We start from the raw sequence: 13,348 nt of genomic DNA on the forward strand, positions 1-13,348 counted from the left end.
GAGATGGCTCATGGCTGAAATCGCTATCAAGGGAGTGGCCAAGCGCTTCGGCGGCTTCACCGCACTGCATCAGGTCGACCTCACCATCGCCGACCAGGAATTCATGGTGCTGCTCGGCGCCTCGGGCTGCGGCAAGACCACGCTGCTCAGGATCGTCGCCGGTCTCGAAACCCCAAGCCAGGGCGAGGTCTGGATCGGCGGTCGCCGTGTCGACCATCTGCCGCCGCGCGACCGCGGCATCGCCATGGTGTTCCAGAATTATGCCGTCTTCCCGCATTTGACCGTGTTCGAGAACATCGCTTTCGGGCTGCGCATGAAGAAGCTGCCGCAGCAGGAGGTCGAACGCCGCGTCAACAGCACCGCAGAGCTCATGCATATCGAGCAACTCCTGAAGCGCTACTCCGGCCAGCTTTCCGGCGGCCAGCGCCAGCGCGTTGCCGTCGCCCGGGCGCTCGCCATGGAGCCCGACGTGATCCTGATGGACGAGCCGCTGTCAAACCTCGACGCGTTGCTGCGGCTGGAGATGCGCGCCGAGCTCAAGGGCGTGCTTGCTGCGTCGAAGACCACCACCATCTACGTCACCCACGACCAGGTCGAGGCGATGAGCCTAGCCGACCGCATCGCTGTCATGCATCAGGGCCGCATCGTCCAGGCGGCCTCGCCGGTCGAGGTCTATCGCAATCCGGCCGCCCGCTTCGTCGGCTCCTTCATCGGCAACCCGCCGATGAATTTCATTCCGGCGGTGAAGGCTGCGAACGGCAGCTGGACCGTCGCCGGCCTGACGCTGCCCGGCCCGAAGTCGGACAAGCAAAAAATAGAATTCGCCATCCGCCCGGAGGATATCGACGCCGGCGACGAAGGGCTGGAAGCCACCGTGCGCGTCATCGAACCGCTCGGCCCGCACACGCTGGTCACCTGCGATGTCGAGGGCGGCCTGTTTCGCGCCATCCTCGATTCCAATACCGCCGTAGCCGTAGGCGATCGCCTGCGGCTTTCTCCCAAACCCGACCGCATCCGCTGGTTCGATCCCGAAACGACGAATGCACTCTGAAAGACCTGAAGCCTCCATGACTGCTCTTGCCAAGAACGACATCATCGCCCGTGCCGTCGAGGTGCTCAGGGAAAACGACCACGGCGCCTACACCATCCCGACGAAGGGCCTCTACCCGTTTCAGTGGAACTGGGACTCCTGCCTCACAGCGCTCGGTCTTGCGCACTATGACGAGGCGCGGGCATGGACCGAGATCGAGACGCTGTTCGCGCACCAGTGGCCGGACGGCATGGTGCCGCACATCGTCTTCCATGTCTGGAGCGACGGCTATTTTCCTGGACCCGAGGTCTGGCGGACCGGTCGCCCGACGGCCACTTCAGGCATCACCCAGCCGGCTGTTGCCGGCTTTGCCGTGCGCCGCCTGTTCGACCGGGCAAGCGACAAGAAGCTGGCGACGGAGCGTGCCCGCGCACTGCTGCCGAAGATCGATGCCTGGCATCGCTGGTTCTACGAGAACCGCGACCCCAAGGGCGAAGGGCTGGTCGCCATCATTCATCCCTGGGAGTCCGGCCGTGACAATTCGATCGATTGGGACGACGCCTTCGAGCGCGTGCCGACCGAAGGCGTCGAGCCCTACACCCGCCGCGACATCCTGCATGCCGACCCGGCGCATCGCCCGACAAGAGCGCAATACGACCGCTACCTGTGGCTGGTGCAGCATTTCCGCGGGCTCGGCTGGGACAATGCCCGGCTGCATGACGCCTCGCCTTTCCAGATCGTCGATCCCGGCTTCAATGCCATCCTGATCCGCGCCGCGGCCGATCTTGCCGATCTCGCCGAAGCGCTGGGCGAGGGCGAGATCGCCATTGCCAATCGCGCCCGCGCCAAAAAAGGCCTCGCGGCGATGGAGCGGCTGTGGAGCGATGCGCACGGCCAGTATCTTTGCCTCGACCGCATCACAGGAAGACTGGTCGACAGCGCCTCCGTCGGCGGCATCCTGCCCGCCTTCGCGGCCGTCCCGAAGGCCCGTGCCGCGGCAATCGCCGCAACCGTGGAGCGCCTTGCCGGGAAGGCTCGTCACGTCGTGCCGTCGCATGATCCCGACGATCCGCGCTTCGATGCCAAGCGCTACTGGCGCGGCCCGGTCTGGCTGGTGGTCAACTACATGATCACCGACGGTCTTGCCGCCGCCGGCCATGCTGAAGCTGCCAAGCGCATCACCCAGTCCAGTCTCGACCTGATCAGCGAAAGCGGCTTTGCCGAATATTACGACCCGCTCACCGGCGAACCGCTCGGTGGCGGCCGCTTCACCTGGACGGCGGCAATGGTGATCGAGTTCTTGCGCTGAGCGTAAGACCACCCTTCCTTCTCCCACAAGAGAGGGGAGAAGGAGAGCCGCACCTGGCTGCAACGCCGGCGTCAGCTGGCGCTAGCCGAACTTCGGATCGAGACTGCCCGATTTGTAACGCTTGGCCATTTCCGACAGCGGCAGCGGCTTGATCTTCGGCGCATTGCCGGCGGTACCGAACTGCTCGAACCGCTCCTTGCACAGCTTCCTCATGGCGGCCATCGCCGGCGTCAGGTATTTGCGCGGGTCGAACTCCGAAGGGTTCTCGGTCAGCACCTTGCGGATGGCACCGGTCAGCGCCATGCGGTTGTCGGTGTCGATGTTGATCTTGCGCACGCCGTGCTTGATGCCGCGCTGAATCTCCTCGACCGGCACGCCCCATGTCGGCTTCATCTGGCCGCCATATTTGTTGATGATCTCCTGCAGCTCTTCCGGCACCGAGGACGAGCCGTGCATGACGAGGTGCATGTTCGGCAGGCGGCGGTGAATCTCCTCGATGACGTTCATGGCGAGCACGGCGCCATCGGGCTTGCGTGAGAACTTGTAGGCGCCGTGGCTGGTGCCCATGGCGACGGCCAGCGCATCGACATGGGTGTCGCGCACGAACTGCTCGGCCTGCACGGGGTCGGTCAGCAACTGATCGTGGCTGATGGTGCCCTCGACGCCATGGCCGTCTTCCTGTTCGCCGCCGCCCATCTCCAGCGATCCGAGAACGCCGATCTCGCCTTCCACCGAAACGCCGCCCCAATGCGCCATGTTGGCGACGCGGCGCGTAATGCCCGAATTATAGCCGTAGTCGGCCGGTGTCTTGCCGTCTTCCTTCAGCGACCCATCCATCATCACCGAGGTGAAGCCGTACTGGATCGCGGTAACGCAGGTGGCCTCGTTGTTGCCGTGGTCGAGATGCATGCAGACCGGGATGTCGGGATGGATTTCGACCAGCGCGTCGATCAGCTTGGCCAGCACGACATCGTTGGCATAGGCACGCGCCCCGCGGCTCGCCTGCAGGATGACCGGCGACTTGGTCTCTTCGGCGGCCTCCATGATGGCGAGGCCCTGTTCCATATTGTTCATGTTGAAGGCAGGCACGCCATAGCCGTGTTCGGCGGCATGGTCGAGCAATTGTCTCAGTGTGATGCGAGCCACCCAATAGTCTCCCGTATCTGGTTTCGAGCGCAGCGTTGCGGGCTGCCCGGTTGCCGTTCAGCCATCGATGCTTCTGGCCGGATTTCGGTGCAACCGCAACAGTCACAAGGCTTCGGCTGGTGCAATTCTTGTTGCAGCGCTGAAATCCGGCATTTCCAATGGTCGATGGATCTCACGCCGCGATCTGTTCGCGCGCGGCCAGGATCTGCACGCAGGCATTGGCCGCTTCCTTGCCCTTGACCTGGAAGTGCTCGAAGAAGAAGCGGTGATGGTCGGCGCTGTCATGGTAGTTGTGCGGCGTGAGCACCGCTGAAAGCACCGGCACGCCGGTCGACAGCTGCACGTTCATCATGCCGTCGATGACGGCGCTTGCCACGAACTCGTGCCGGTAGATGCCGCCGTTGACGACGAACGCTGCACCCAGGATCGCGGCATAGCGGTCGGTCCCAGCCAGCGTCTTTGCGTGCAGCGGAATCTCGTATGCGCCCGGCACGTCGAAGACATCGACGGCGAAGCGGTTCTCCCCGAGCACGGCCAGTTCCGCCTTGAATGCCTCGACGCACTGGTCGACGATATCGGCGTGCCAGCGCGCGCGAATGACGGCAATGCGGGAAGTTTCATAGTCCTTGGGGGAATGCTGATTCATGCGTCCATCCTTCCGTTTCGAACCAGGATCAGGACGCACGATACGGAGTCCCGGCCGTGAAAAAGCGGGCCGTTTTCCGTTCGTTCTCTTTCATCCGGACTATAACCGTCGGCTCCGGAATCACACCGGATCTGCTGACCTTTCCGAAAACTCGAAAAGCGCTCGCGGGCTTGGGCCGAGACCCTTACCGCCGGTGGGGACTTTCACCCCGCCCTGAGAACATTGACGCGCTTGTATGGAAGGGCAGGGCGCTGCTGTCAATCGCCGCTAGGGCCGCATTTGGGGGTAGATGTAAGATAGGATCATCGGCGACCGGGAAACATCGCCTTCAGGCATTCATGCGACGTCCCCGTGGTGTTCCGTGGCTTCCACCTGTTGATGACTGTAGCGCTCATACCGAATGCACCGCACTACGGCATTCGCCTGCTTGGATGATGACGCGACCGGCGTATGATTAGAAGTATCCGGCAAGGACATTTCGGGAGGATGGGATGGGCAATCCCTATGAACAGGACCTCGACAGGAATCCGGCCAACCACCAGCCGCTGACGCCACTCACCTATCTGGAGCGGGCGGCAAAGACTTTCCCCGACCATGTCGCCATCATCCATGGCCGCCAGCAAACCACCTATCGCGATTTTTGGCGCCAGTCTCTGAAGTTTGCTTCGGCGCTGCAAAAGCACGGCATCGGCAAGGGTGATACAGTCACGGTGATGCTGTCGAATACGCCGCCGATGCTGGAGGCGCATTTCGGCGTGCCGATGTCCAAGGCGGTCCTGCATTCGCTCAACACCCGCCTCGACGCCGCGGTCATCGCTTTCCAGCTCGACCATGCCGAAACGAAAGTACTTCTCGTCGATCGCGAATTCGCCGGCGTCGTCAGGGACGCACTGGCGCTGGCCAAGGTGAAGCCGCTCGTCATCGACTATGACGATCCCGAATACGCCGCCGATGCTCCCTATCCGAAAGGCGAGTGGATCGGCACACTCGACTACGAGGACTTTGTCGCCGGCGGCGACGAGGATTTCGCCTGGTCGATGCCCGATGACGAATGGGACGCCATCTCGCTCAACTACACCTCCGGCACCACAGGCAATCCGAAGGGCGTCGTCAACCACCATCGCGGGGCGGCGCTGATGGCCTACGCCAACACCATCCATGCCGGCATGGCCAAGCATGCAGTCTACCTGTGGACGCTGCCGATGTTCCACGCCAACGGCTGGTGCTTTCCGTGGACGCTGGCCGTGCAGGCCGGCACCCATGTCTGCCTGCGCTGGGTGCGATCGAAGCCGATCTACGACGCCATCGCCGATCACGGTGTCACCCATCTCTGTGGCGCGCCGATCGTCATGTCGGTGCTGATCAACGCCAAAGACGAGGACAAGCGTGAATTCCCGCAGACGGTCATCTTCAACACCGCGGCGGCGCCGCCGCCGGAGTCCGTTCTGTCGGGCATGGCCGATGCCGGCTTCGTCGTCACCCATCTCTACGGCCTGACGGAGACCTATGGCCCGGCGGTGGTCAATGAATGGCATGGCGAATGGGACAGGCTGGAGAAGGGCTCGAGAGCGGCGAAAAAGGCCAGGCAGGGCGTGCGCTATGCCGCGCTCGAAGACCTAACGGTGATGGAACCAGCAACGATGCAAAGGACGCCGGTCGACGGCGAAACCATCGGCGAGGTGATGTTCCGCGGCAATATCGTCATGAAGGGCTATCTGAAGAACCGCAAGGCGACCGACGAGGCCTTCGCCGGCGGCTGGTTCCACTCCGGCGATCTCGGCGTCATGCATCCAGACGGCTACATCCAGCTCAAGGACCGCTCCAAGGACATCATCATCTCAGGCGGCGAGAACATCTCCTCGATCGAGGTCGAGGAGGCGCTCTACAAGCATCCAGCGGTCGCCTCCTGCGGTGTTGTTGCGAGATCCGACGACAAATGGGGCGAGGTGCCGATCGCCTATGTCGAGCTGAAGCCGGGCAAGACGGCGACCGAGGCTGAGATCATCGAGCACTGCCGCGGGCTGCTTGCCCGCTACAAGATGCCGAAGGCGGTGATCTTCGCCGAAATCCCGAAGACCTCGACCGGGAAAATCCAGAAGTTCCGGTTGAGAGAAATGGCCAACGGCGTCTGAGGGCGCCTGACTGCCCATCGGAAAATGTCTGTACGGCTGTTCGCCCTCAGGGCTTCACCGCGCTGACCGTTCCCGCCAAATAGTGTCAACATCTGTCACCAGTCGTGCAGGCCGGCCAACGTGTGTGTTGACAGATGACGGATTTCAAATTATGAGTGACGAAATTCAAAATTCGTCATTCGTAACTTGGCCAATGAAAAATGCTTGAGACCTTAGACATCAGCGCCGACCCGACCAGGCAGGAGAACGTGACGCGCATCCTCGATTGCGCGGAGCGATTGTTCCGCCACTACGGCTACGGCAAGACCAACGTCGCCGACATAGCGCGCGAGCTCGGCATGTCTACGGCCAACATCTACCGTTTTTTCGGGTCCAAGGTCGAAATCCACCAGGCCGTCTGCGGCCGCATGCTCGCTACTTGCTATCGGCTGACCTACGAGGCCTGCCACAGTCCCGGCACCGCCAGCGAAAAGCTTCGCCGCTACGTGCAGACGCATTATCAGTGGACCCGCGACACCATGCTCGACCAGGAGAAGGTGCACGAGATGGTCATCGTTGCCATTGAGCGCGATTGGCACGTTATCGAGAAGCATATCGACAGCATCCAAGACTTGGTGGCCGAGGTGATCCGCGAGGGTATTGCGACAGGCGAGTTTGCCGACCGGGATCCGGTCGCCGCTTCGCGGTGTTTCGGCGCCGCCATCATCAGCCTCTGTCATCCGCAAATGGTGGCCCAATGTGCCGCCAAGAATAACCGGGCGATGCCGGACGAGCTTATCGAGTTCGTGATCGGGGCCTTGAAGAAATAACCGTTGCCGCCCGCAGGGCGTCGATTTCCAGTTCATCCCCCACAGTTTGGGAGTACGCAAGTGTCTTTGTCGAAGTCCATCACCAAGAGGCTGCCTGCCGCCGGCCTGGCGCTGATCGCCGTTGCGGCGCTCGGGCTCGCCGGCTGTTCGCAAGAGAAAGCGGAAGTCAAGGATATCATTCGGCCGGTCAAGGTCGTCCAGATAGCCCAGGCGAATGACACCCGTGAGCTGTCCTACTCCGGATCGGTCCGCGCCCGCACCGAGATGAATCTTGGCTTTCGCGTCAATGGCAAGATCACCGAGCGCCTTGCCGATATCGGCCAGCGCGTGAAGCCGGGCGATGTTCTCGCCCGCATCGATCCCGCCGACTACGAGCTTTCGGTCAGGAGCGCTGAGGCCGGTCTCGACGCCGCCGAGCGTCAGGTCGAGACAGTGGACCTTACCCGCAAGCGCGCCGAACAGCTGTTTGCCAAGAACTTTACGTCGAAGTCGCAGCTCGAACAGGCGACGCTCAGCTACAATCAGGCGGTTGCGACGCGCGACTCTGCCCGCTCGCAGCTTGCCCAGGCGAAAAACCAGGTCGGCTATACCGATCTCAAGGCAGGCCAGAATGGCATCGTCACTGCGATCAATGCCGATGTCGGCCAGGTGGTCGGCGCCGGCACGCCGGTGATGACGGTTGCCGTCGACGGCGAGAAGGAAGTTCTGATCGCCGTTCCGGAAACGGATATTGCCGATTTCAAGCCGGGTAAGGTCGTCAAGGCGAGCTTCTGGTCCGACGATGCACTGACGCTCAATGGCAAGGTTCGTGAAGTCGCCGGCAGCGCCGATCAGCAGTCGCGCACCTTTGCCGTTCGCGTCAGCCTGCCCAACGATCAGCGCGTGCTGCTCGGCATGACCGCAAACATTGAAGCCTCGGCGGACAACAACAGTCCGCAACGCGTGTCGATCCCGCTGAGCGCGCTGGCGCAAAAGGATGGCCAGTCGATCGTCTGGACCGTCGATCGCAGCGGCGACACCGTTCATGAGCGCACGGTCAAGGTCGCCGAGTTCACCGCCGACGGCGTGCGCGTCGCCGAAGGATTGAAGCCTGGCGATGTCGTCGTAGCCGCAGGTACGCAGTTCATGACCGAAAACCTCAAGGTCAAGCTTGCCGGCGATGCAACGCAACAGTCCGCATCCGCGGATGATGAAAGCGATGCCGCCAGGCGCGTGCGCTGACGGCCAAACAAGTGAAAAAACGGCTTTTCATCGCACCGGCGTGAGTCGCGAGGTCAAGCTGTTCACGGTTTCCGGGCGGCAGGCGCCCGATTGTCGAGACGCTGGTCGATGTAACCCCCACATCGGTTCTCGCGTCCCACCGCGATGAGTGTCTCTCCGCTCGGAGAGCCTCGCCGCCCGGAAGCCAGCATCGGAAATTCCGTGAGCACGCCACGCGCGTGCGCTGATGATCAATTTGGAATGGACTGACGCCGATGACCACCGATACAAATGAAAAGCGGCCTTTCAATCTTTCGCGCTGGGCGATCGGGCATCCGAGCATTGCGCGGTTCCTGTTCGGCCTGATCATCGTTGCCGGTGCGCTCGGCCTGATGCGCTTGGGCCAGAAGGAAGACCCGGATTTCACCTTCCGCGTCATGGTCGTGCAGGCCGTCTGGCCGGGCGCCTCGATCAAGGATATGGAGGACCAGGTCGTCAACAAGATCGAGCGCAAGCTGCAGGAAACGCCGCATCTCGATTTCGTCCGCTCCTACACGCGCGCCGGCAGCGCCATCATCACCCTGCAGGTGAAGGGCGACACCAATCCTGCCGAGGTCGCCGACGCCTTCTATCAGGTGCGCAAGAAGGTCGGCGACATATCGAACGAGCTGCCCCAAGGGCTGCTCGGGCCCTATTTTAACGATGAGTTCGGCGACACTTTCATCACCTTGCATTCGATCAGCGGCGACGGCTACAGCTATCCCGAGCTGAAGAAATTCGCCATCCAGGCGCGCGACATGCTGCTGGCGACGCCTGGGGTCGAGAAGGCCGTGATCATCGGCGACCAGCCCGAGAAGCTCTACATCGACGTTTCGTCCAAGGCGCTTGCCGAGCGCGGCCTCACGCTCACCGACCTGCAGAATGCGATCAGAGGGCAGAACAATGTCGATCCGGCGGGCTCGGTCGATACCGGCCAGCGTTCGGTGCGCATCTCGGTCGAAGGCGATGTGACGAAGGCAGCCGACATCCGCGAACTTCGCCTGCGCGCCGGCAACCAGGTGACGCGCCTGGGCGACATCGCCACCGTGACGTCCGGCCTCGAGGACCCCTATCAGCGCAAGTATCGTTTCAATGGCCACGACAGCGTCCAGGTCGGCGTCGTCATGGCCAAGGGCTTCAACGTCATCGACGTCGGCAAGGACGTCGAGGCCACCTACAAGCGCTTCGAGGAGGCGCTGCCCTATGGTGTTTCGGTCGACCAGGTTTCCGATCAGCCGGAAGTCGTCAAGGATGCCGTCAACGAGTTCATGGAGGCGCTTGGCGAGGCGCTGCTGATCGTGCTCGTCATTTCGTTCCTGTCGATCGGCTGGCGTTCCGGGCTGGTGATCGCGATCGCCATCCCGCTGGTTTTGGCCGCCACCTTCGCCATCATGTATGAAATCGGCATCGATCTGCAGCGCATCTCGCTCGGCGCGTTGATCATTGCGCTCGGCCTGCTCGTCGACGACGCGATGATCGTCGTCGAAATGATGGAGCGCAAGCTCGAGGAAGGGTTAGTCAAGATCGAGGCGGCAAGCTTCGCCTATTCCTCGACCGCCTTCCCGATGCTGACCGGCACGCTGATCACCACCGCCGGCTTCATTCCGGTCGGTTTTGCCGCCTCGACGGCCGGCGAATATGTGCGCACTCTGTTCTACGTCGTCGGCATTGCCCTGGTCGTGTCCTGGTTTGTCGCCGTCTATTTCACGCCATGGCTCGGCCACATGATCCTGAAGCAGCGAAAGCACGCCGGCAGCCATCACGATGCCTTCGACACGCGCTTCTACCGCCGGCTTCGCTCGACCATCGGCTGGGCCGTGCGCCACCGCATCATCGTGCTGGTGATGACGCTGGTGACCTTCGCCACCAGCCTGTGGGCGTTCCAGTTCATCCCGCAGAATTTCTTCCCGCAATCGTCGCGTCCGGAAATCCTCGTCGACCTCTGGCTGCCGGAAGGCACCAGCATCAAGGAGGTCGAGACGCAGGCCAAGGCGCTCGAAGCCAGGATGATGGACGACAAGGACAAGCGCTATATCGCCACCTACATCGGCGAAGGCGCACCGCGCTTCTTCCTGCCGCTCGACCAGCAGCTTCGCAATCCGAACTTTGCCCAGCTTCTGGTGATGGCTAATGACGAACCGGCCCGCGAGCGGCTGATCGTCAAGTTGCGCACCATTCTGGCCGAGGATTTTCCGTCGATCCGCGCCAAGGTCGACCGCCTGTTCCTCGGACCGCCCACCGGCTGGCCGGTGCAGATGCGCATCATGGGCCCCGACCGCCAGGAGGTGCGCCGCATCGCCGACCAGGTAAAGGCCAAGTTCCAGGAGAACCCGCTGCTCGGCGCCATCCACGACGACTGGCTGGAGCCGGTGCCGGCGATGAAGCTGGTCATCGACCAGGACCGCGCCCGTGCCCTCGGCGTCACTTCGCAAGGCATCCGCCAGGTGCTGCAGGCCACCATGTCGGGCGCGTCACTCGATGACTTCCGCGACGGCGAGGAGACCGTTTCCATCGTCGCCCGCGAGCCGGAGGCAAGCCGTCACCTGCTGTCGGCGGTCGATTCGGTCTATATCCCGACCGATTTCGGCGGCTCGGTGCCGCTGTCGCAGGTGGCCAAGGTCGTGCCGGTGATGGAGCAAGGCGTCGAGTGGCGACGCGACCGCCTGCCGACCATCAGCGTGCGCGCCACGCTGCCGGATGGCGTGCAGTCGAATGACGTCGTCACCAAGATGTACAACGACCTCAAGGGCCTGCGCGATGGCCTGGCGCCCGGTTACAAGATCGAGATCCAGGGCGGTGCCGAGGATTCGGCCGAAAGCCAGGCCTCGATCGCCGCCAAGGCGCCGATCATGCTGGCCGTCATCGTCGTGCTGTTGATGATCCAGCTGCAGCATTTCGGCAAGGCGATGCTGGTGCTGGCGACCGGTCCGCTCGGCATCATCGGCGCGGCGGCGGCGCTATTGATCAGCGGCGCACCGTTCGGCTTCGTCGCCATTCTCGGCGTCATCGCCTTGCTCGGCATCATCATGCGCAACTCGATCATCCTCGTCGACCAGATCGACCAGGATATCGCGAGAGGCATGGAGCGCTCCGAGGCCATCATCGGCTCGGCGGTCCGCCGCTTCCGTCCGATCATGCTGACGGCGCTGACGGCGGTGCTGGCGCTGATCCCGATCTCGCGCGCCGTGTTCTGGGGTCCGCTCGCTTATGCCATGATGGGCGGCATCCTCGTCGCCACCGTGCTCACCATCCTCGTGCTGCCGGCAGGCTACGCCCTGTTCTTCGGTAGGGAGCGCAAGAAGGCTGGGATCACGGAGCTGCCAGCCGATGCGGAGCCGGCGGAAAGGCCGCAGCTGGCTCTGGCGGCCGAATAGAGTTGTTGGCAGATGTGTCGTCCGGCGGTTTAATCCGTATGCCAGCGTCGCTGGAGGAGGACGGTCATGACAAAAGCTCAGGCATCGGCGGCGCTACGGCTGCCGATCGACGGACGCCATCGCCAGATGTTCATCGACGGCGCCTGGGTCGATGCCCGCTCGGGCCGGACCATGGAAACCCGCAATCCGGCCACCGGCGCGGTCATTGCCACGGTGCCGCGCGGCGACCGCTGGGATATCGACCTGGCGGTGGCCGCGGCGCGCAAGGCCTTCGATGGACCGTGGAGCCGGTTCAAGCCCTATGAGCGGCAAGTGCTGCTGCTGAAGATCGCCGACCTCTTCGAAAAGCACTGGGAAGAGATCAGCCGGTCGGACACCACCGATATGGGCATGCCGATCGTGCGCACCCGCGCCAACCGCAACCGCGTCATCGGCATGCTGCGTTACTATGCCGGCATGGCGACCGCGCTGCATGGCGAGACGATCGAGAACTCGCTCCCGGGCGAGGTGGTCTCGTTCACCCGCAAGGAGCCGGTCGGCGTCGTCGGCGCCATCATTCCCTGGAACGCGCCGACCGCCGCGTCGATCTGGAAGATCGGGCCGGCGCTGGCGACAGGCTGCACGATCGTGCTGAAACCTTCCGAAGAAGCGCCGCTGACGCCGCTGCTGATTGCCGACATCATGAACGAGGCCGGCGTGCCGGCCGGCGTCGTCAACATCGTCACCGGCACTGGCGCCGAGGCAGGCGCGGCACTCGCCGAGCACATGGGCGTCGACAAGATAGTCTTCACCGGCTCGACGGCGACCGGTCAGTCGATCATCCGCGCTTCGGCCGGTAACCTCAAGCGCGTCTCGTTGGAGCTCGGCGGCAAATCGCCGGTCATCGTCTGCGCCGACGCCGATCTCGACAAAGCTGTGCCGGTGGCGGCGATGTCGGTGTTCGCCAATTCCGGTCAGATCTGCATCGCCGGTTCGCGCCTGTTCGTCGAACGCTCCGTCCATGACGAGTTCGTCGAGCGACTGGCTGCCTATGCCAGGGGTCTCAGGATCGGCGATGGCATCGATCCGGCAACCGAGATCGGCCCGCTCGTCTCCGAGAAGCAGCTGCATCGGGTCGCCTCGTACCTGGAGGCAGGCACGGCGGAAGGGGCAACCCTCGTCACCGGCGGCGCACGCCTCACTGAAGGCGCTCTCGCCGCCGGCCATTTCGTCGCGCCGACTGTCTTTGCCGGCGTTTCGGACGACATGAAGATCGCCCGCGAGGAAATCTTCGGTCCGGTCATTTCGGCGCTGCCCTTCGACACGCTGGACGAAGCGGTCGCACGGGCCAACAATACGCCCTACGGCCTTGCCGCCGGGGTCTTCACCCAAAATGTCGCCACCGCGCACCAGCTTTCCAGGAAAATCCGCGCCGGCTCGGTCTGGGTCAACACCTATCATGCCATCGATCCGGCCGTGCCCTTCGGCGGCTACAAGATGAGCGGCTACGGCCGCGAGGGCGGCGCCGAGCATCTCGGCGAATATCTCAACACCAAGGGTGTGTTCATCAAGATCGATTGAGCCTGGGCGGTGCCGGCGCTTGTTACAATCGGCGCTGTCAGATGCTGGACGGGCCGTCCGGAATAGCGACATTGTCTTTGTCCAGGAGAACGATCGGCGTCAC

Annotated in this window: 9 protein-coding genes and 1 riboswitch; of the genes, 7 read left to right on the forward strand and 2 right to left on the reverse strand. The window is 63.1% G+C overall.

Going from position 1 to position 13,348, the window contains the following annotated elements:
* Window positions 1-10 precede the first annotated feature (10 nt).
* The gene (locus EN859_RS18535) at window positions 11-1,051 is read left to right on the forward strand and encodes an ABC transporter ATP-binding protein (RefSeq protein WP_127854214.1); all 1,041 of its coding nucleotides are present in this window, start codon (window positions 11-13) and stop codon (window positions 1,049-1,051) included.
* 16 nt (window positions 1,052-1,067) lie between these two features.
* A complete protein-coding gene (locus tag EN859_RS18540; RefSeq protein ID WP_127854213.1) occupies window positions 1,068-2,339 on the forward strand; it encodes a trehalase family glycosidase in 1,272 nt (423 codons plus the stop codon).
* An 81-nt stretch (window positions 2,340-2,420) separates the two neighbouring features.
* Here the strand turns inward: EN859_RS18540 and fba are convergent, their stop codons facing one another.
* Complete coding sequence (gene fba / locus EN859_RS18545; protein ID WP_127854212.1) at window positions 2,421-3,485, reverse strand: class II fructose-bisphosphate aldolase; 1,065 nt, start codon at window positions 3,483-3,485, stop codon at window positions 2,421-2,423.
* Window positions 3,486-3,657: 172 nt separating this feature from the next.
* On the reverse strand, window positions 3,658-4,131 hold the full coding sequence (locus tag EN859_RS18550; RefSeq protein WP_127854211.1) for a 6,7-dimethyl-8-ribityllumazine synthase: 474 nt from the start codon (window positions 4,129-4,131) through the stop codon (window positions 3,658-3,660).
* Window positions 4,132-4,209: 78 nt separating this feature from the next.
* Window positions 4,210-4,356, reverse strand: a riboswitch (FMN riboswitch).
* Between the two features lie 266 nt (window positions 4,357-4,622).
* On the opposite strand from EN859_RS18550, the gene EN859_RS18555 reads away from it, so the two are divergent.
* The 5 genes from EN859_RS18555 to EN859_RS18575 all read left to right on the forward strand — a co-directional run bounded on the left by EN859_RS18555 (window position 4,623) and on the right by EN859_RS18575 (window position 13,245).
* Window positions 4,623-6,263 (forward strand): acyl-CoA synthetase, encoded by a 1,641-nt coding sequence (locus EN859_RS18555; RefSeq protein ID WP_127854210.1) that lies wholly within the window; start codon window positions 4,623-4,625, stop codon window positions 6,261-6,263.
* Window positions 6,264-6,463: 200 nt separating this feature from the next.
* Window positions 6,464-7,072, forward strand: a complete 609-nt coding sequence (locus tag EN859_RS18560; protein WP_127854209.1) for a TetR family transcriptional regulator — start codon at window positions 6,464-6,466, stop codon at window positions 7,070-7,072.
* Between the two features lie 60 nt (window positions 7,073-7,132).
* Window positions 7,133-8,293, forward strand: a complete 1,161-nt coding sequence (locus tag EN859_RS18565) for an efflux RND transporter periplasmic adaptor subunit (RefSeq protein ID WP_127854208.1) — start codon at window positions 7,133-7,135, stop codon at window positions 8,291-8,293.
* Window positions 8,294-8,547: 254 nt separating this feature from the next.
* A complete protein-coding gene (locus EN859_RS18570) occupies window positions 8,548-11,685 on the forward strand; it encodes an efflux RND transporter permease subunit (RefSeq protein WP_127854207.1) in 3,138 nt (1,045 codons plus the stop codon).
* 66 nt (window positions 11,686-11,751) lie between these two features.
* Window positions 11,752-13,245, forward strand: coding sequence for an aldehyde dehydrogenase family protein (locus EN859_RS18575; protein ID WP_127854206.1), 1,494 nt, complete (start codon window positions 11,752-11,754; stop codon window positions 13,243-13,245).
* The last annotated feature ends 103 nt before the right edge of the window (window positions 13,246-13,348 follow it).

It is taken from the genome of Mesorhizobium sp. M00.F.Ca.ET.216.01.1.1 (assembly GCF_004010325.2).
Taxonomy (GTDB): Bacteria; Pseudomonadota; Alphaproteobacteria; order Rhizobiales; family Rhizobiaceae; genus Mesorhizobium.